17 protein-coding genes and 1 tRNA gene are annotated in these 20994 nt (G+C 48.5%); 6 read left to right on the forward strand and 12 right to left on the reverse strand.

From position 1 onward, the window contains the following. Positions 1-2 precede the first annotated feature (2 nt). Complete coding sequence (locus A10D4_RS07360) at positions 3-1211, reverse strand: HlyD family secretion protein (RefSeq protein WP_008488703.1); 1209 nt, start codon at positions 1209-1211, stop codon at positions 3-5. A gap of 53 nt (positions 1212-1264) precedes the next feature. Beyond that, positions 1265-1696: a MarR family winged helix-turn-helix transcriptional regulator gene (locus A10D4_RS07365; protein WP_008488704.1), complete on the reverse strand. Its 432-nt coding sequence runs from the start codon at positions 1694-1696 to the stop codon at positions 1265-1267. Between the two features lie 246 nt (positions 1697-1942). Here A10D4_RS07365 and A10D4_RS07370 point away from each other — a divergent pair, with 246 nt between their 5' ends. Both A10D4_RS07370 and A10D4_RS07375 read left to right on the forward strand, forming a co-directional pair. Next, positions 1943-2461, forward strand: a complete 519-nt coding sequence (locus A10D4_RS07370) for a cytochrome b (RefSeq protein WP_008488705.1) — start codon at positions 1943-1945, stop codon at positions 2459-2461. Between the two features lie 173 nt (positions 2462-2634). Then, complete coding sequence (locus A10D4_RS07375; RefSeq protein ID WP_008488707.1) at positions 2635-3246, forward strand: methyltransferase family protein; 612 nt, start codon at positions 2635-2637, stop codon at positions 3244-3246. A gap of 74 nt (positions 3247-3320) precedes the next feature. Here the strand turns inward: A10D4_RS07375 and A10D4_RS07380 are convergent, their stop codons facing one another. From A10D4_RS07380 to A10D4_RS07410, 7 genes are all read right to left on the reverse strand, one after another. Beyond that, positions 3321-6035, reverse strand: a complete 2715-nt coding sequence (locus A10D4_RS07380) for a TonB-dependent receptor plug domain-containing protein (protein WP_008488709.1) — start codon at positions 6033-6035, stop codon at positions 3321-3323. 74 nt (positions 6036-6109) lie between these two features. Next, a complete protein-coding gene (locus A10D4_RS07385; RefSeq protein ID WP_008488710.1) occupies positions 6110-7702 on the reverse strand; it encodes a hypothetical protein in 1593 nt (530 codons plus the stop codon). A gap of 212 nt (positions 7703-7914) precedes the next feature. Next, entirely contained in the window at positions 7915-8124 is a 210-nt protein-coding gene (locus tag A10D4_RS07390; protein ID WP_008488711.1) for a cold-shock protein, read from the reverse strand. Positions 8125-8383: 259 nt separating this feature from the next. After that, positions 8384-9235, reverse strand: a complete 852-nt coding sequence (locus A10D4_RS07395) for a universal stress protein (protein WP_008488712.1) — start codon at positions 9233-9235, stop codon at positions 8384-8386. Between the two features lie 26 nt (positions 9236-9261). After that, entirely contained in the window at positions 9262-10749 is a 1488-nt protein-coding gene (locus tag A10D4_RS07400; protein WP_008488713.1) for a SulP family inorganic anion transporter, read from the reverse strand. A 422-nt stretch (positions 10750-11171) separates the two neighbouring features. Continuing rightward, positions 11172-12761, reverse strand: a complete 1590-nt coding sequence (locus A10D4_RS07405) for an ABC-F family ATPase (protein WP_008488714.1) — start codon at positions 12759-12761, stop codon at positions 11172-11174. Between the two features lie 112 nt (positions 12762-12873). Continuing rightward, the gene (locus A10D4_RS07410) at positions 12874-13233 is read right to left on the reverse strand and encodes an MBOAT family O-acyltransferase (RefSeq protein ID WP_008488715.1); all 360 of its coding nucleotides are present in this window, start codon (positions 13231-13233) and stop codon (positions 12874-12876) included. A 313-nt stretch (positions 13234-13546) separates the two neighbouring features. Between A10D4_RS07410 and A10D4_RS07415 the strand changes: the two genes are divergently transcribed. After that, the gene (locus tag A10D4_RS07415) at positions 13547-14227 is read left to right on the forward strand and encodes a hypothetical protein (RefSeq protein WP_156812100.1); all 681 of its coding nucleotides are present in this window, start codon (positions 13547-13549) and stop codon (positions 14225-14227) included. Positions 14228-14279: 52 nt separating this feature from the next. Here A10D4_RS07415 and A10D4_RS07420 read toward each other — a convergent pair. Beyond that, positions 14280-14366: transfer RNA gene (locus A10D4_RS07420), tRNA-Leu, on the reverse strand. A 226-nt stretch (positions 14367-14592) separates the two neighbouring features. Here A10D4_RS07420 and A10D4_RS07425 point away from each other — a divergent pair. Continuing rightward, positions 14593-16479 (forward strand): DUF885 domain-containing protein, encoded by a 1887-nt coding sequence (locus A10D4_RS07425; RefSeq protein WP_008488718.1) that lies wholly within the window; start codon positions 14593-14595, stop codon positions 16477-16479. A 94-nt stretch (positions 16480-16573) separates the two neighbouring features. Continuing rightward, a complete protein-coding gene (locus A10D4_RS07430; protein ID WP_008488719.1) occupies positions 16574-17110 on the forward strand; it encodes an RDD family protein in 537 nt (178 codons plus the stop codon). Positions 17111-17112: 2 nt separating this feature from the next. Here A10D4_RS07430 and lptG read toward each other — a convergent pair whose 3' ends face one another. Together lptG and lptF are read right to left on the reverse strand one after the other, a co-directional pair. Continuing rightward, positions 17113-18177, reverse strand: a complete 1065-nt coding sequence (gene lptG / locus A10D4_RS07435; protein WP_192811521.1) for an LPS export ABC transporter permease LptG — start codon at positions 18175-18177, stop codon at positions 17113-17115. Next, positions 18177-19295, reverse strand: a complete 1119-nt coding sequence (lptF, locus tag A10D4_RS07440; protein ID WP_040502746.1) for an LPS export ABC transporter permease LptF — start codon at positions 19293-19295, stop codon at positions 18177-18179. The genes lptG and lptF overlap by 1 nt, the downstream gene beginning before the upstream one ends. A 193-nt stretch (positions 19296-19488) precedes the next feature. Between lptF and pepA the strand changes: the two genes are divergently transcribed. Continuing rightward, positions 19489-20994 carry a leucyl aminopeptidase gene (gene pepA / locus A10D4_RS07445; protein ID WP_008488722.1) on the forward strand — a complete coding sequence of 502 codons (1506 nt, stop codon included), beginning with the start codon at positions 19489-19491 and terminating at the stop codon, positions 20992-20994.

Consider the following 20994-nt stretch of genomic DNA (forward strand, 5'->3'; position numbering starts at 1 on the left):
GCTTAACCACCTTGCTGTACAGTTAACGCCGCCGTACGACCACCTTCATCCGCTGCCGATTTCTGCGAGACATCGGTTAAGCGTACCGGCTTATCGTTGACACTTTGTTGCAGCAACGCCACTAATGGCTGTAAAAAGTCAGGACCACGTTGATGCCAACCGGTATCAATACTGATCTCGACACTCATACCGGCACGTAATTCAGGCGCATCCGCACGAGCCTCAACGGCAATACGCACGGGCACCCGTTGTACCACTTTAACCCAGTTACCAGTGGCATTTTGCGCCGGAAGTATGGCGTACTCTGAGCCAGTTGCCGGAGCAATACTCTTAACATATCCCTGCCACACCTGATCAGGGTACGCGTCAACATGCAGCGCAACCGGCTGCCCCACTCGAACGAAGGTTAACTGGGTTTCTTTTAAGTTAGCTTCCACCCATGCCTGTTTATCCGCAACCAGCATCATCGCCGGATTACGCGGGTCAATATACTGTCCAGCGGTTGGCGTTTTACTGGCACTGCCGGCGAACTCAGCAACCACCCGCGTTTGCGCTAAATCGCGTTGTGCTTGCGCTAGGCTCGCCTGCGCTTGTTGATATAGTGGATGCTGGCTAACTTGGATGTTTGGGTCGCCAGCCAAACTGGCTTTGATACGACGCAGACCCTGCTCTACCGCATGTACGTCCTCTTTTGCCACCGCTAATTGGTGCTGATATTTATCCAGCACCGACGCCGACACCGATTGACTGTTGGCTAACTCTTGCTGGCGTTGGTATTCGCGGGCGGCGTAGTCACGATTAGCATGCGCGAGCACCAATTTTTGCTGTTGCTCGGCATAGCTCGCTTTTAGGGTTTCAATGTCGGTGCTAACTTTAGCTAATGCCGACCGCGCTTGCGCCACTTTTAGTTCATAAGGTGTCGCCTCGATTTGAAACAGCACCTCACCACGCTGCACGTGTTGGTTCTCATTGACATATACCGTGGCAACGTTACCCGAAACCTCAGGAATAATAGAGACTTTATCGTTATGTACGTAGGCATTTTCGGTTTCCACATAACGCCCACCCGTGACATAAATAAATCCCGAGACTAACACCACTAATAGCGGTACTAACACTAACAACAGTAACCGCAACGACAACTTACCTTGTTGAGTTTTTGCACCACTACCGTTAGCTATTTGCTTGTTCATCATCTGTTGCTCTTCCACACCGTTTCCGTCACTTAATATTTTGCTTTTCAGATCGTCTAAGCTGACTTAGCTCATGCCGTCAGATTACGCTTCATGGTTCTTAGCGCTTGCAACAATAACTGTCGCGAAGACTCGTCAATGTCGCGCAGTGTTCGCTGTTGAGTTTCTTTACCTAACGCTTGTAACTGGTCTAACACCGGCTTTGCTTGTTCGGTTAAATAAAGCCGCCACACGCGCCGGTCATTAACGTCCGCGCGGCGCTCCACCCAGCCCCCGGATTGCAGGCGATCAATATGGCGCGCCAAAGTGATCGGCTTTAGCTCTAGCAAATCGGCTAACTCTGACTGTTTAACTCCCTGACAGCGGGTTAAACGAGCCAAAATAGACCATTGCGCGCGGGTCAAAGACAGCGCCTTGGCGCGTTCATCAAAGTCCCGTTTAGCCAGTCGCGATACGTCAGCCATTAGCAACATCAACTCGCGTTCAGGCGAAAAGTCGCTCATTCAGCTCTCCTCCATAAATTAACCTGACTTATTATAAGCTAGCTTATTTTAACGACGCAAAAGTGCGATTCATAATGATTCCATCGGCATAGTAAAGAAATCGCAACAGCTGAATTGTTAAGCAAGCTATTTAGTACTGCTTAACAGTCTTGTTACGGCAAGCTGCTATGCCTGCGGCCTCCAGCGCTATACCATATTTCGCTATTTTATCTTGTTAATCAGCCTAGACTTTGCAGGAGGACGTTTATGATAGGTGATTCAAGTCGTCGCTATGGCGCGGTCACAAAGTTATTTCATTGGGGTATGGCGGTACTGTTATTGTGGCAGTTCATGAAATTCTTTGACCGCATCAACGATGGCGAACACTGGGTTGGGCAAACGTTAGTACCATGGCACATTAGTATCGGCGTGCTGCTTGCGAGTTTCGCCATACTGCGTATTGTCTGGACAGTTAGCCAACGGCAGCGACGTCCCCAGCCAACACAATATCCGGCATTAGTTAAAAGTGGTCACTTACTACTTTACTTTTTGTTGGTTGCTACCCCTCTCAGCGGCATGCTGTTAATGGTGGGCAACGGTTATGGTTTATCCGCGTTTGGCTTCACCCTGCTCGAACGCGGTGCCGAGATTCACTGGGCTGCCGCTATCGGCCAATGGCATTCACCTTTAGCTTGGTTATTTGCGGTCATCATCGGTGGCCATGTCATCATGGCGATATGGCATCAGTTACGCTTACGCGACGGCACATTGAAGCGTATGTGGTAAAACGCTTTTGATTTAAGTCGCGATACATATTATGGCGGCTATTGACAGCGATGACATGATTAACTTGACGAGTACCGTCGGTCGTCCAGCCAAGTTGGGAAGTGTAAAAAATTTGGCTGGTCTGACCGCTATGTTACCATGACGGTTGTTAACACAGGATCAGGGGTGTTTGTTTGTTTGATTTCGACTTGTTTGTGCGTACCTTTTTAGGTCTTTATTTCTTGCTTATCGGTATTCAATACACGAGCACCGGCTTAGGCATTTATCAACGTACCGGTGAAAGCGCCATCAGTTATGGCGATAAAGGCAGCGCCACTTGGTGGGTTCGACAGGTTTTTAATGGCTTTCGAGCGGCTATTCTAGTCGTTTGTATCGGTCGTATTTTTTGGCCTATCGACGCTTATCTAGGCGTCTTTGATGCACTCTATCAACCCGCCGTTTTAGGCGCAGGTATCACATTATTACTGGTCTCCTTTGCACGCATCAGTTATGTGCATGCATTCATGCGTCAACATTGGCGTTCAGGTATTGGCAGTCATAGCAAAACAGCGCCAGAACTACTGACTCATGGCCCTTTTTCTCGTTCACGCAATCCGATGTTCATTGCCATTATGATCGGCCAGCTTGGCTTATTTTTAGCGCTGCCCAGCGTCTTTACACTACTTTGTTTAATGGTTGGGGCAGCCATGATTGTATTCCAAGCTAGCCATGAAGAGCATGATCTCAATGGCCGCTTTGGCGATAGCTATCGTCAGTATCAGCAACAAGTTAAGCGTTGGTTATAGCAACACACGTTTAGCAGATATTAAAAAGCCGCAGCTTAATTAAGCACTGCGGCTTTTTTGTTATAGCTCACACATCAGAATTCGTATTTATAGCTAACACTGAAAATACGACCCACTTCTTTGCTACGCACTAATACACCAGACTGCTCGACTTCCTGATCTTCATCTAACAGATTTTTCACCTTGAAGCTGATCTGCGAGTTAAAGTTAGGATAATAGTTATAAATCAAATCCAGTGAGTGGAATGGCTGTTCGTAGGCATCACCACGGCCACCAACACCCGCAGCCAAAATACGCTCACCAAACACGTTATAAACTAATGACGAGGAGTGTTCACCATTCGCTGAATCGTAGTTCAATTGGAAGTTGGCCACGTATTTTGAATGGCCAGTCATACGCTTAGTTGGATTGGTTAAGTTACCCGCAAAAGCCGGATCAATGACAGCTTCGGAGTCACTATAAGTTAAGTTACCCGAGGTAAAAAAGCCGCTCGCTAAATAACTCAAGTCATGCAACCACTCAAACTCTACGCCATAAACCTCGGCGCTCTCACCGTTAACGTAAGTCAGTGTATACTCTTCATCACCAACGCTGAGGACCGACTCAATCGGGCGCTCAATGTCCTTATAAAAAGCGGCTACCGAGTAGTTATCGCCGTTATCTGCGTAATATTCAAAACGCGCGTCGTAGTTTTTAATCGGGCTGCTTTGCAAACCCGCACGACCGACCGTACGAATGTCGGTAATGGGGTCAAAATAGGCCACCGGTACAGTTTCGCGCAAATCAGGACGTACCACCGTCTCCCCATATCCCAAACGGAACTGATAATTATCGCTTGCAATATAAGTCATCGATAACGATAAAAAGGTATCATCCTCGGCAATTGAGCTATTGGCAACGATCTCCGGATCAAAGAAGTTATTCAGATCAGTTTCGTCGAATATGAGGCTAGATGACGCTAACGATACCTGTTTAAAGTCTTCGTAACGCACACCACCACTTAAACGCCAAACTTGATTGAAGAACGCATCAAATTCACCATAATAAGCATCCACCTTCTGAGCCGCTAAATAGTCATCGGCATCCGGAGGCGTGGGCTCGTTGAAACCCAATTGAAAGTTGTTAGCGTCAATAAAATCATCGTTGATATATCGAGTAACACCTAAGATTTGATCAAAATCGTCTTCCACAAATTGGGTAATACCAGAACGGTTGTTCAAGACAAAACGACTGGTACCGTAATAACGGGCTTTATCGCTAAAGTCATAACCGGCACGTAGCTCTAATTCGGTTGACCCCAATGTCAGTGGTAACGAAAAGTTACCGCCATAAGACTTGACTCGATCTTCCATACCCACATAAGAGAAAACAGCACGGTTATCATCGCCGGTCACGCGGGTGCCAATATAATTCTGGTCACCGTCATAAACATCATCAAAACGATAAGAAATTTCAGTAGGAATATCGGTGGTGGCTTTGGACTCTGTGTATTGCCAGTCAAAACCCAGCATCCAGTAATCCATAAAAGTATGCTGACCACGGAACTGGTCGACATTCAGAGTCCGTTCTTCGTAACTGAATTCGTGTTCACGGTTTGCTAATCCGGTACCGGCAATAGTTTTTAAGTTACTACCGTTAGGGCTTTGCATAATACCGAACTCGGATTCGTCTTCTGAGTCACGCAGATAAATTTTGTTATAACTGACGCTGTGCGTATCCAGCTCATAACCTATTGTCAGAAAGCCATTTTTACGCTCATTTTCGATGGTTTCTGTGGTTTCTGAGAGGGTGTTATAGCATGAATTAGACACGTCAGAAGCGGTTGCTAACGAGGTCGAACAACCCGCACTGGCATTCTCACTCAATACCGCAGAGCGTCGTTCGGCAACCTGCCAATCACGATCATAAGAAACAGCAGCCAAAAAGCCGATGGAACCGCCGAACCAATTTTCACTGAAGCGATTACCCAAGCTAGCTTTAAAATCATAGTTAGGTGATAGCGACTCTTTTTGTAAACCAATATCGCGTGGTAACTGTTTTGCTAACGCTAAATTGACCTGTTGCGCTTGGTCGCCATTAATACCGTCCGTTAACGCGATATTTCGTACACTAAAGTCGCCTTTGTAACGGCCTATTGCGTACCAAATATCGTCTGGGATACCGCTATCATCATGGTCGTAGGTGTAACCATCGCGGGCATCCTGATTTAAACCAACACCGGCCTCAAGACTGAATAAAAAGTCGTCAGGAATCGATTTAGTACGAATATCGATGTTACCGCCGCCAAAAGCCGCTGGCATCGATGGCGAAAACACTTTTTGTACCGCCATACTTTCGATGATGGTCGACGGTATAATATCCAGCGGTACCACGTTTCGGGTTAAATCAGGGCTGGGAATATTAGCACCATTAATACGTGCACTTGAATAGCGCTCACCCAGGCCTCGCACATAAACAAACTTACCGTCGACCAGCGTCAAACCGGTGACTCGACGTAACGCCGCAGCAGCGTCGCTATCGCCGGTGCGTGACAACTGCTCGGCGCCCAGAATATCAGCAACAAACGCTTGATCTTTGCGCTCTTGCACGACTGCCGCCGCAGATCCCTGTAATCGTGTGCCGGTGGTAACCACCTCTTCGATAGTTTCACGCTCGACACTTTCTTGTTCGACACTTTGCTGCTGGTTGCTTGCCGTTTCAGCCTGCTGCGCCAGCACCGTTGCCGATGTCGACATCAGGCCCAAGCTAACGGCTAACGCAACCGGTTTGAGTTTTAATCGATAACTCATGGTTAACTCCTGAATGATAATCAGCACTTAGGCGCAACCCATTACGGGTTACGCCTAGCAAAGGTGGGAATGACTTAGTCTTGGTCAGCGAATGCTACTGCCGTTTGTACCCATTGATACCATTCCGAGCTGGTGTCGCTGTTTGACAAAGCACCAATGAAATCGACGCTATCGAAGAAATCATCGTTTAAGCTGCTTAAGTCATTAGCCGTAATAGTAATGTCAGCCGAACTCATGTCGGTCGAGATACCGTCATCATTCAATACCGTGGCGTTGCCACCGATACGAATGTTAGCGCCGCCATTATCGAACCATTGTGCGTAGCTCTCGCCATCGGCAAAGGTATTGCCATCGTTATCGACGAACTCGTTAACACACGCCATCACCGAGTTATAAAACTCTAATTCACCGTTATCGACACCCAATTCACCATCGTTGGTAAACAAGATACAGCCATCGTTAGCGCGACCGGCGGTTTTTACTTCCAAGAAGTTATACAATTTGCCTTGGAAGTTATCGTCGAATTTAGTCGCGATAGACGGGTCACCGTCACGCGTCGATTCGCCATCGGTAGTAATAATGGTAACGTTAGCGATGCGCGGTGCAGAAGCCGGTGCGCCAGCATATTCAGCGCCAGAGTTCTTCTCACCATCAGCTTCAAAGCCACCGTTCCCCATGAACACATCCTGACCGTCAACATTCACGGTGCCGTGTTTGATGAATAAGAACTGCGCTTTACCCTGCCAACCGGCGTCGATATCCATTGAGTCGTCTTGGTTATCAGTAAAGACAATGTGCTTAACATTGGCAGCGCCACCAAAGAATTCGATGCCGTCGTCGTAACCTTGGTGAATGTGCAGATATTCGTAGCTTGAGCCGCTACCCACCGCATTTAATGTCAACGAGTTCAAGTCGTCGCCGTCACCACCGTCGCGCGGGCCTGAACCGGCATACCAAATTTGCGCATAACGCATTGAGCCACTATCGTCGGCATTGTCATTACCACCGTAATAGCTAACGATCCCCTCTGACTCAACGTTACAAGTACCCGCATCACGCTGGGCATCGGTACATTGGTTAGTAATGCCGTTACCATTGATGATAATGCCGCCCCAGTCTGAAAAACGCGGGCCATTGCCGGCTACGTCAAAGCGCGCAAATTCGTTCGCCGAGGTGAACTTGATGGGCTTGTCGAAAGTCCCTTCAGCAACCAATTTCGCGCCGCGCGCCACTTGGATAATCGCTTCACCCGAGGTGAATGCTAAGGTAGCACCAGGCTCAACGGTCATGACCGGGCCATCTTGGTTGATTTCGCAGCCGGTGGTGGTGTTACAATCGCGACCAATTTGCAGCGCGCCGTCAAAAATATGAACGCCGCCGTCTGGTAATTCAGCAAAGGTCAGGTCTTGTTCAATCTCGACATTCTTGCTGGCAAAGGTCGCGTTGTAAGAGCAGTCTTGACCGTCGTATGAACCCTGTAAGTCGTCGTAGCTCGCACAAGGGTTATCGCTACCGCCATTGTCACCACCGTTGTTACCGCCGTTACCACCATTGCCGCCTGAGCCGCCGTCGTTAACGGTAGGTGTGACATTAATATCGCCGCCACAACCGGCCAGTGCTAGTGCTGCGGTTACTGCAGAGATTTTAAAAAACGTGCTGAGTTTCATTGAATGCTCCCGACAAGGATGTTGTTGAGTTGTTATCTAAGTCGGAAGCAGCCTAAGACGATTCTGTGACAAGATTGTGACATCTTCAAAACGCCATAAAAGATTCACAGTTCTGTCATGTACGCTTGCAGTTGGACACAAAAAAAGGAGCGATAATCGCTCCTTTTTTATTGCTTAAGTACTGATTCAGTACTTGGCATCATTTCACTGGCTTACAGTGCAACGATGTTCTCAGCCTGAGGACCTTTAGGACCTTGGGTGATTGAGAAAGAAACTTGTTGGCCTTCGGTCAGCGTTTTGAAGCCGTTACCGCTGATAGCGCTGAAGTGAGCAAATACGTCTGCGCCACCTTGCTGCTCGATAAAACCAAAACCTTTTGCTTCGTTAAACCACTTAACGGTACCAGTTACTGTATTAGACATAATAATATCCTGAAAATAAATCTATAAATGTCCGTCATCGCTATCGCGCTGAACGGGATGGTGCGGGTAAAAATGGAAATTTAAAACTACAGGACGAAGATTGACTTTAATACGAGTAATGCAACGTAGAGGAGGTTTAACTATCTATTTCTTATCCAACGCCGCCTACAATACGCCCCTTGCAAATATAGTCAAGCGTTATTTTCGCCCGTGCGCAATGATTTTCACAACACGGGCGACGAACACAAGATGGGTACGATTAACGTAAAATCAGTATCGGGCTTTTACTGGCTGCCAGCATAGCGGTGGTGGTACTACCGACAAAAAACTGTCGTAACTTACTGTGACCGTAGGCGCCCATCACCATCAAGTCGATGCCATGCTGATGCTGGTACTGATGTAACATGGGTTCGACTTCGCCCTCAATCACCGTGGTACTGACCTCGTGCCCAGCCTTTACCAGCAACTGTGCGGCGTCATCCAACTTAGCTTCGATATCAGCAGCGGCAGCACCAACGTACACGATATGTACCGCTAATCCCTGACACAGTGGACTCGCCGCTAGCAGCTCGCAAGCCTTTTGCGCTACGCGACTACCGTCAAAGGCCAGCATCACCGAGCATGGGGCTTTAAAGCTATCAGGAGTCAGTAAAATGGGCTTTTTCACGCGCCGTAAGACGGTTTCCAATTGACTGCCAATATGACCGTCAACGCCATGTTGTTCGCCGTGCATGCCTATCACAACTAGGCGCGTGTCGACTTCTTGTTCGGCGAGCGAATCAGCTAACTGACCGTGCCGTTGACGTAACAACACGTCACTCTCGCTGACTTGCGCAAGCGCTTGTTGTTTGGCCTGTTGCAGGAGTTGTTGGCCTTGCTCCAATAACAACCGGCTTTTTTGTTCATCCAATGCGGCTAACTCGGCCAACAGTCGTTCTCGGCTACCCAAGCCAATGTTACCGGTCATATCTTGCTGTATTGCAGCATGACCATGTTCGATCAGGTGCAACAAGGTCAACGGCGAGCGCAACCGCTCCGCCGCCCAACTCGCGGCGCTCACTACTGCCGACATTGCGGATGATGCGTCGATACAAGCAATTACTTGACTCATTGTTTTTTCCTCGCAATTATCATCAGTTAGTGACTATTTAAGATGTCATCGGCGTTGTCTTTATCATGCACACCAAAGCGGTCAACGATGGTCGCGCTGGCCTGATTCAAACCGACGACTTGCACGTCTGCACCTTCCCGACGAAACTTCAACACCACGCGATCAAGCGCGTCGACAGCGGTAATATCCCAAAAATGCGCTTGCGACAAATCGATAATCACCTTATCGACGGCCTCCTTCACGTCAAAAGCGGCCATAAACTTCTCTGACGAGCTAAAAAACACCTGACCCATAACTTGATAATGACGCTCGCGTCCTTGATTGTCGATACGCGATTGAATGTGCAAGTAATGACCCACTTTATTAGCAAAGAATAGCGATGCCAACAACACACCGACAGCGACGCCGATAGCTAGGTTATGGGTAGCGACTACCACCACTACGGTAGTCACCATAACAATGTTGGTCGACAGCGGATGCTTCTTCAAATCACGAATCGATTGCCAACTAAAGGTACCAATAGACACCATGATCATCACTGCCACCAATGCCGCCATGGGTATCATGCGCAACCAATCATCAAGCACCAAGATCATCACCAGTAAAAATACGCCCGCGGTCAGCGTCGATAACCGCCCGCGACCACCTGATTTAACATTAATAATCGACTGACCGATCATGGCGCAGCCCGCCATACCACCGAATAAGCCAGCACCGATATTCGCGATTCCTTGTCCGCGACACTCGCGATTACGGTCACTACTGGTATCGGTCAGGTCATCAACAATGGTCGCAGTCATCATGGATTCCAATAGACCCACCACTGCCAAACCAATTGAATATGGTAAAATGATCCACAATGTTTCTAAATTAAACGGCACCTGTGGTAATAAAAACACGGGTAAAGTATCGGGCAACTCGCCCATATCACCGACGGTACGGATATCAATTTCTAAACTTACCGCAACCACCGTCAGCAGCGTAATGCAGATTAGCGGCGACGGGATTAATTTGCCGATAACCGGCAAATATGGAAAACCATAAATAATAGCTAAGCCAGCAGCGGTCATCGCATAGACATGCCAGGTAACACCGGTTAATTCCGGTAGCTGTGCGGTAAAGATTAGAATCGCTAGAGCATTAACGAAACCAGTCACCACCGAGCGCGACACAAAGCGCATCAACTGTCCCAACTTTAAGTAACCGGCAATAATCTGCAACACACCGGTTAACAAGGTCGCCGCTAATAGATACTGTAAACCATGCTCTTTGACCAACGACACCATCACCAGCGCCATGGCGCCGGTAGCGGCACTGATCATGCCTGGCCGTCCGCCGGTAAAAGCAATAATGACAGCGATACAGAACGATGCATACAACCCAACTTTAGGGTCTACTCCGGCCAGAATAGAGAACGCGATAGCCTCTGGGATCAGGGCCAAGGCCACGACAATTCCAGACAACAAATCACCACGTAGATTAAAAAACCAATGACGTTTTAAATAAGTCAGCATAACTAGGTTTCCATTAAAACAGTACCGCTGACGTCGTTACGGATAAACAAAACGACAACCAGTGCGGCCATCAACACCGCGTCATGCGCTAGGTATTGATGATACTTTCAATTAAACAAGCAGTATTCGCGATAGATGTATCGCGCAACAAGGTACGCGCGTAAGAGCGCGTGAAATCAGCAGAGGGGATGTGCGGCTAGGGCGGCGTAAGCAAATTGTTATTCACAATCTGTTGTTCCTACTGGTTAGGTGAATTTGATTTGCCATTAGCAGGCTCGCTAATGAGCGCGGGATTTTATAGTAAAGCCAAGGCAAAGTAAAATCACCACATTTATCCTTGCTGCTGACCCGCCCTCCTCAGTATTTACCCCAAGCATGGCCTCACTCAGTCGCTGATGATACTGATAACCCCAGCCGTACGATTAACTGGAAAACTGCGCTAAATACTCGTCGTAACTGCCGGCAAAATCACGTAAACCATTGTCAGTCAGCTCAATGATACGAGTCGCCAATGACGAAACAAACTCACGGTCATGACTGACAAATAGCAAGGTGCCTTCGAACAGCTCTAACGACATATTGAGCGATTCGATCGACTCCATATCCAAGTGGTTGGTCGGCTCATCCATGACCAAAATATTAGGTCGTTGCAGCATCAGTTTGCCGAAAATCATGCGACCTTTTTCGCCACCCGATAAAATCGATACCGGTTTTTGAATATCGTCTTGTGAGAACAGTAGCCGCCCCAGTACGCCACGAATTGCCTGTTCATCGTCAGCGGGTTGCTTCCATTGGTACATCCACTCATAAACCGTCATCGGTTGCTTAAACCAATGAGCGTGATCCTGGGCGTAGTAACCAATATTGGCATTCTCCGACCACTTAACCGTGCCCGATTGCGGCTTATAATCGCCCATTAAACATTTCAAAAAGGTCGTTTTACCGATACCGTTAGCACCGATAATGGCCACTTTTTCACCCACTTCAATGGTACTGCTTAAGCCCTTTAACACATCATGATCGGCAAACGATTTATGTAACTGCTCGACCTCTAACGCTAAGCGATATAGCTTCTTATCTTGCGTGAAGCGAATATAAGGGTTAACACGACTGGACGCTTTAACCTCATCCAGTTGAATTTTCTCCATTTGCTTTTGCCGTGAGGTGGCCTGCTTGGCTTTCGAAGCATTGGCCGAAAAGCGACTGACGAAGCTTTGCAATTCAGCAATCTTCTCTTTCTTTTTCGCGTTTTCGTTCAGTAGTTGCTCGCGAGCCTGTGTCGCGGCAAACATAAAGTCATCATAGTTGCCGGGATAAACGCGTAGTTCACCGTAATCGATATCGGCAATGTGGGTACAAACGGTGTTAAGAAAATGGCGATCATGCGAAATAATGATCATGGTACTTTGCCGCTCAGCCAGTACGTCTTCTAACCAGCGGATAGTATTGATATCGAGGTTGTTGGTCGGTTCGTCGAGCAACATAATATCGGGGTCAGAGAACAGTACCTGCGCTAATAACACGCGGATCTTCACGCCCGGAGCTAACGCCGACATCAAGCCAAAATGCTGTTCGACCGGGATCCCCAATCCCAGCAATAGCTCGCCTGCTCGCGCCTCGGCGGTATAACCGTCCATCTCGGCAAATTCGGTTTCTAAATCAGCGACCCGCATGCCGTCTTCTTCACTCATCTCGGCACTGCCATATATGCGATCACGTTCGGCCTTTACCGCCCACAATTCTTCGTGTCCCATAATGACGGCGTCGACTACGCTGTATTCTTCATAGGCAAACTGGTCTTGGCGTAGCTTACCAATACGCATGTTAGGTTCGGTCGAAATGTTGCCGGTCGATGGCTCTTGTTCACCACTTAAGATGCGCATAAATGTCGATTTACCGCAGCCATTAGCGCCAATCAGGCCATAGCGATTACCATTCCCGAATTTTACCGAGATATTTTCGAATAAGGGCTTGGCAGCAAATTGCATGGTGACGTTGGCAGCAGAAATCACGTGAGTTACATCCGAATCAGAGGGTGAAATTTGAGCGCGCAATGTACGCGCTTTTAGCTGATTTTACAAACTCAATTGAATCGATTCGGCTGCTCAACCAATGATCGGCACATTAAAAGCCCAGTGCATAAGTTGCGGCTAAACAGAGGCCGATGACGCCTATATTAGCAGCGGCTCTTAGTAGCCACGGCAAACGCGGATAGCGCACGTTATTTAACTGTAGGCTAATGAGCGCTACGCTCATCAAGAAAAACCAAGGGGTAAAGAAAAACACCGGGCGCCATTTGACGATACTAACGGCAACATCATGTAATGCACCACTGACGACGAAAGTCAGCAGTATCGCCAGCGTTAACGGCAACCAAGCGCGTAGTGGTCGCATCACGTATTGCGACAAATAATACCCCCAAATTGGGTTCCAATAATGCCAAAACTGTTGAAACGAGGCTGCACCCAGCGATCGCGTCAACATATTTCGCATCGAGCCCTTAGCGCCTAAGGCCACACCGTTACGTTTTTTCCAGCGATCGCGTCAGCATATTTCGCATCGAGCCTTTAGCGCCTAAGGCCACACCGTTACGTTTTTTTACATAATCCGTCAGGGATATTGTGCTTTTCATACATTTTTTTCCAGCAGCGAGCTGACTGACAATAACATCGTTAACGCTAACAGCGTTATGCCGCCACACGGTCCGAAACAACGGTTAAAGAGCTGTTGATTTGTAACAAAAAAAGAAAATCTAACACTGCCCTTGTTAAACATTAACGATCAATCGGAGCAATTGATGACAAAAAATAATTTCATCACGCTTACCGTTATGCTGCTTGTCACCATAGTGGCATCACCGCTAGTCGGCATGGCAACGCCCAATCCACCAGCGACGTTATTTTGTGCTAGCGCCAGCTCCCAATACCACGCTATCAAAGCCGCTACATCGACCAAACTAATGAGTCATTTACGAAAAAAAATTTACCCGAATATGGCTTCTTTTGACGGGACACCCACCGAGTTTTTCAACGGGTTTGACTTTGACGAGTTAAACTTTAACTTACAAGAGGTTGGATTCGACCCCACGTTAAGCTGGCGTCATCTGCATTCGGTAAAAAACCTAACGCTCAGCTTTTCATTACCCGAACGCTTAGCTATCACAAACAACAAGGTCATTTCAGAAGTTACTTTCACTCTAATACCAACACCATCTCACATTGATATAACACTCAATCACAGTCTCACTCATATTGGTGGAAAATATTGGTCGATATTAATGAACCCGGCAATTAGCGTAGTAGAACTTTCGCCCTGTGCTGCAGTAGCATTAACCGAAGCATTTGGTAAACCGCAAAGTTACCCAGCAGGCCAATCGTTGAAAAGCACTTATATCGCATTACCAGACAGTGGCTACGATGCCACAAGCTTAAAAGAGAGTAACAGTAACGATTATCAGCTCTGTGAGAAACACTATTAAGACCGCAACGGTGAGCCATTGATTACAATCAAGGTGCGCTGCTAAAGAAGCTTGGTGCCGAGGGGGGGACTTGAACCCCCACGCTGTTACCAGCGGCGGATTTTGAATCCGCTGCGTCTACCAATTCCGCCACCTCGGCATGTGTGGGAAGTGCGTTAAAGCGAGTCGCATTATACTCAGCCCATGAGTGCGATCAATAGCTGAAAGACAAATTTCTGCAAAAAAAGGTGCGTTTGCTGCTTATTTCAACAATTTGTTACGGATTAACCCTGCAGTTCCCCCCAATGAGCATAGCCAGCACATAAAAATGCCGCTATGCTGATTATCTATTCTGTAAAAACTGATAATAAAATAAGGATATAGCTATGCGTCGATCACTCATTACTCTGTCGTTACTGGCTGCATTAGCCGCTTGTTCTGAGCCCGCGAACGATACCAACAACACTCAGGCCAATAGCGATAAAGCCCCTGCTTCGGTGAACGAACAGAACACCCAAACCGATAAAGCAGAAAGCGAGTCGGAACGCCTGAATCAGTGGTTCGCTGAAAAGTACGAAGAGCAGCTGCAGCAAAGTCCATTGCAAATGACGTTCTTAGGTCGCAAAGATCGTTACGGCGAAATCGACGATATGTCGGAACAAGCGCAACAAGAGCAGTTACAATGGATGGATGCCACTACTAAAGAACTGCAATCGCAATTCGATTACGATAAGTTAAACGACACTGCAAAAACATCTTATGATATTTGGGTTTACAGCAACAAAATCCAACAAGAGGGTAAGCAGTTCTGGCACGACAATTACATCTTTAATCAGATGCATGGCGCACATTCATTCTTACCACAAGTGCTGATCAGCTTTCATAAAGTCGATACCGTTAGCGATATGGAAGCCTTTAATCAACGTGTTAGCGAAACCGGTCGGGCGATGAATCAGCTACTTGAGCGAGCCCAGCAATACGCCGAGCAAGGTACCCGCCCACCACGCTTCGCCTACGAAAAAGTCATCGACGAAATTAATAACTTGCTGAGCGGGCAGCCGTTTGACGACAGCGAGGATGATTCACCCGTATGGGCTGCAGCGAAGAGCAAGACTGATGCCTTAGTTGAAGCCGGTGAAGCCACCGCAGAACAAGCTCAAAAGCTAAAAGATAGCGCTAAACAAGCGTTGCTAAACGAGTTTAAACCGGCATACGTCGCTGTTCGCGACTGGCTGCAATCAGATATCGACAATACGTTAGTCAACCCGGCCGGTGTTGGGACTACCCTAGAAGACGGCAAGGCTTACTATGCTCATCAGTTAAAAGCCTCGACCACCACCGACTTGACTGCCGATGAGATCCATCAAATCGGTTTAGACGAGGTTGCCCGTCTAACGAAAGAAATGGAAGCCATAAAAGACCAAGTCGGCTTTGACGGCGACTTACAGGAATTTTTCAAATTCATTCGTACCGACCAACAGTTTTTCTATCCAAACACCGATGAAGGCCGTGAAGCCTATTTGACTGACGCACGCGATTACCTAGGCTTTATCCACGATCAGTTGCCTGATTACTTTGGCGTGTTACCAAAAGCTGACCTTGTCGTAAAACGTGTCGAACCCTTCCGCGAACAAGACGGTGCCGCACAACATTACTTCCCGGGTACGCCTGATGGCTCACGTCCAGGTGTTTATTATGCGCACTTATCGGATATGACATCGATGCCCAAAAATGAAATGGAAGCCATCGCTTATCATGAGGGTAATCCGGGTCACCATATGCAGATCTCGATTGCGCAAGAGCTAGAATCCGTTCCAGAATTCCGTAAACAGTCTCGCTTTACCGCCTATGTCGAGGGCTGGGCCTTATATTCAGAACTACTGGCTAAAGAAATGGGTGCTTATGAAAATCCTTATTCAGACTTTGGACGTCTGATCACCGAAATGTGGCGCGCAGTGCGCTTAGTGGTGGACACCGGCATGCACGCGAAAGGCTGGACCGAAGAGCAAGCGGTTAAATACTTTAAGGATCATACGCCGGTTGCCGAGGGTGCGGTTAAGTCGGAAATCCAACGTTATTTAGTGATGCCAGGACAAGCAACATCATACAAAATCGGTATGCTGAAGATCATCGAACTGCGTAAAAAAGCCGAAGCGGCATTGGGCGATAAGTTCGATATCCGTGGCTTCCACGATACCGTGTTAGGCGGTGGTGCGTTGCCATTAAACCTACTCGAACGCCGTATCGACCAATGGATCGCTGAACAGCAGTAAGTGCTTTATACCCAGCCTGTATACATTGATGCAGGCTGGGTTTTCTGTTTCACCGTGCTATACTCGTGGCGTTTTCAGCGGTCGAGATAATACAGTGACTACCACCAGCCATAGCTCAGATTCTGTTACCCCTACTCTCCACTTACACGCCAGTTTTCCTAGCGCCAGCTTATTACGCCGTGCCGCGGCATGGCTTTATGACGCACTGGTCGCTATCGCGATTGTTATGGTAGCCGCCGGGGTCGCCTTGGGCGCGACTGCAGTAGCCACAAAATTTGGCTGGTTAACGCTGGCTAGCGGACAAGATCACGCGCAGTGGTTAGATGACAGCTATTGGTATCCGCTTTATTTAGTAACGGTATTAGCCATTTTCTTTGGATGGTTTTGGCACCGCAGCGGGCAAACGTTGGGCATGCGCGCTTGGCGCTTAAAAGTACAACAGCGAGATGGCAGCTTGCTGACTAAAAAACAAACGTTGATCCGCTTATTAACTTGCGCCTTCGGATTAGGCTCGCTGTGGCTCTTGGTCGATCGTAAACATCGCCGCGCTTGGCAAGACTATGCTGCTGGCACCGAGCTAGTTACCTTATCCAAAGAAGCCAATCAATATTACTATTGGCGCGAGTTGTAGGCTCAGCCTTTACGCTGCATAAAGTAGATAGCCAAAGTCGCGAATACCACGCTAGGTAATAACGCGCCTAATATCGGCGGTAATGCGTAGACTTGCGCTAACGGCCCAAAAATTTCGTTACTGACGTGAAAACCAAAACCGGTGATCACCCCGAGTAAAATACGGGCACCCATGGTGGTCGAACGGAGCGGACCAAAAATAAACGATAACGCCACCAGCAACATCACCGCCACCGTGACCGGCGCTAATAATTTCCGCCATAATGCTAATTCATAGCGTTGCGCAGCCTGCTGGTTGACATTCAAATAGTCTAAATAGCCCAATAGGCCACGAATCGACAACGACTCCGGTTTAACCGTCACCACGCCCAGTTTATCGGGCGTCAAGGTCGACTGCCAGCGATAGTCATCAAGCTGCTGCTCGTCAATTTCGGTGGCACCAATAGTGACCTCGCGCACCTGTTGCAATTGCCAGCTATCGTCTTGATACACACCCCGCTGAGCCAGTAGTACCGATTCCAGTTCACGTTGCTGATTAAATCGATAAATCGTCAAGTCGTTAATACGGCCGGTATCTTCAACCTCACCAATATTAACGAAGTTCATACCGTCTTTTGCCCACACCCCTTGCTGCGCCGAAATCAGGCTACCACCTGAAATCTCCTGAGCTCGCAGCTCGCGTCCTTGGGCTTCTAACGTTGGTGCCAACCACTCGCCAATAGCCATGACCGCTAACATCATGACCACCGCCGCCTTCATCACCGACTGTATGATGTTCAAGCGTGACCGACCAGCAGCCATCATCACCACCAGCTCAGAGTTACTGGCCAACATACCCATGCCGATCAAACCACCGAGCAATGCCGCCATCGGAAAAAACACTTCAATATCGCGAGGCATGCTGTAGAGCACAAAAATGCCGGCGTCGACCACTCCATAGCTGCCGCGACCAACCGATTTTAATTGTTCTACAAAGCGAATGAGTGCCGACAAACCACTCAATACCGCCAGCGCCAGCAAGGACGTTTTTAGCACCGTGCGCCCAATATAGGCATCTAAAATCGAGATCACTGATTGCTCCCCCGCTGCCGACGGCTCATACGCGCCAAGACGCGTAGCCCTAACGGACGCCCCTTACCTAATAACGCCATGCCAAACACCAACAATAAAATATGAATCCACCAAAGACCGATTTGTTTGGGTAATACGCCGTCGTTTAACGCTGACTTAGCGGCCATTAGCAGCAAGAAATAGCCCAAGTAGATCAGTAGCGCCGGTGCCATTCGCGCGAATTTACCCTGGCGTGGGTTAACCCGGCTTAACGGCACAGCAATTAAGGTTAATAATGGCATCGCTAACGGAATAGCCAAGCGCCATTGCAACTCAGCTTGTGCGGCGGTACTGGTTTCATGCCACAGTTCCAGCGTCGAATAGGCTTCCAACTTACGCAACTGCTCTTCGGCTTCTTGCTCTTTGATCAGTAATTCGTAGCTATCAAAACTCATCACCTGATAGTCGTCGCTGGGCTCACCCGCCGCATATCGACGACCATTTTCTAACACCAACGTTTGCGCACCGCTCTCACTGGCAATCACTCGACCCAAATCAGCCATTACCACACTGCCGCCACGCTCACCCGCTTCGTTACTGTATTCTTGCGCAACAAAAACTTCGTCCAACTCACCATTGTCGGTCTGGCCCTGCACAAATATCACCGCTTTGCGGTTGCTGGCCTGCTGAAAGCGGCCCGGCATGATCACGCTTAAACCGGTTTCGGAACGAGCGCGGTCTTCTACGCGTTGTTCCTGCTCTAGCGACCAAGGCACCAACCACAGCGTTAAAGTTGCGGTGAGTAAGGCCAACACCACCGCCAAAATCAATGTCACCCGGGTAACGTACCACTCGCTCACACCGCAAGCATGCAACACCGTCATTTCGTTGTCGGCGTATATCCGGCCATGGGCGAGCAGAATGCCTAAAAATAAGCTCAACGGCAGAATCAATGCGGATAGCGCAGGCAGATTTAAAGATAAGAGTTGAATAACAACGCTGCTAGGAATATCGCCATCTGATGCGTCAGCCAATACCCGAACAAACTTCTGGCTGACAAATATGGTCATCAACACCGCGAATACCGCGAGTTGCGACTTAAAAGTTTCCCTGGTCAGATATCGGAAAATAAGCACAAGTGACCACTCTTAACGTTGCTTTTTGCTGGAATAACTGCGATTTTTCAGTAAACTTGCTATTTTAACAAGAATTATCTGAAAAGCTTTACCGCTGCAGCACAGTATACATGGGATTGCGTGGCTAGCCCAAGTTTGATTATTGCCTCGCGCTCCAATTCAACGGCAGCGGTTACAACAGCGAGGAGAACTTATGGAGTTCAGCGTCAAAAGCGGTAGCCCCGAAAAACAACGTTCAGCATGTATTGTTGTCGGTATTTTCGAACCTCGCCGGCTGTCCGGCGTGGCCGAGCAATTAGACCGTGTCAGCGATGGCTACATCAGTAACTTGCTGCGTCGCGGCGACCTCGAGGGTAAAGCCGGGCAAGTACTATTGTTGCATCATGTACCCAATATTTTAGCCGAGCGCGTGCTTCTCGTCGGCTGTGGCAAAGAACGTGAATTAGACGAGCGCCAATACCGTCAAATCATCACCAAAACCATCAGTACGCTTAACGAAACCGGTTCCATGGAAGCCGTCTGCTTTTTGAGCGAGCTACATGTAAAAGGTCGCGACACCTACTGGAAAGTACGTCAGGCAGTCGAAGCCGGTGAAGCTGGCTTATATAGCTTCAACCAGCTTAAAACGAAAAAAGAAGAACCCCGCCGACCGCTGCGTAAACTAGTCTTTAACGTGCCAACCCGGCGCGAATTACCGGTGGGCGAGCGCGCTATCCAACATGCTTTAGCCGTCGCCAAGGGTATGAATGTTTGTCGCGATGTGGCTAATATGCCGCCGAATATTTGTACCCCCCGCTATTTGGCCGAACAAGCTCAGCAATTGGCCGCCAACTATGACAACGTCAGCGTCGAATTAGTCGACGAGAAGCAAATGGCGGAATTGGGTATGAACGCCTATCTCGCGGTTGGCCGTGGCTCAGAAAATGAATCGGTGTTAAGTCTGATCCATTACCGTGGTGCCAGCGACGAACAGGCACCGTTGGTGCTAGTTGGTAAAGGCTTAACCTTCGACAGCGGCGGCATTTCGATTAAGCCGTCAGCGAATATGGACGAAATGAAATACGATATGGGCGGCGCCGCCGGTGTTCTAGGCGCCATGCAAGCGCTGGCTGAGCTGCAATTACCCATTAACGTGATTGGTGCTGTTGCCGGTTGTGAAAACATGCCCGACGGCAAAGCCTATCGTCCCGGTGATATTCTGACCACCATGAGTGGACAGACCGTTGAGGTGTTAAACACCGATGCCGAAGGACGTTTAGTGCTATGTGATACGCTCACTTATGTCGAGCGCTTTGAACCAGAACTGGTCATCGATATGGCAACTCTAACTGGCGCTTGCGTTATCGCCTTAGGTGCCCACGCAAGCGGTTTAATGAGCGCACATAACCCGTTAGCTCATGAAATTCTAAATGCTTCAGAACAAAGCGGCGACCGCGCTTGGCGTTTGCCACTGTGGGACGAGTACCAAGAACAGTTGGAAAGTCCATTTGCTGACATGGCTAATATTGGTGGTCGTGAAGCTGGCACCATCACCGCCGCGTGTTTCTTGTCACGGTTTACCCGTAAGTACACGTGGGCGCATTTAGATATCGCAGGAACCGCTTGGCGTGGCGGTAAAAATAAAGGCTCAACCGGACGTCCGGTGCCGTTATTGACGCAATTTTTGTTAAACCGCGCCAACGCCGAGCAAAGCGAGTAA

It is taken from the genome of Idiomarina xiamenensis 10-D-4, assembly GCF_000299895.1.
In the GTDB taxonomy this organism is placed as follows: domain Bacteria; phylum Pseudomonadota; class Gammaproteobacteria; order Enterobacterales; family Alteromonadaceae; genus Idiomarina; species Idiomarina xiamenensis.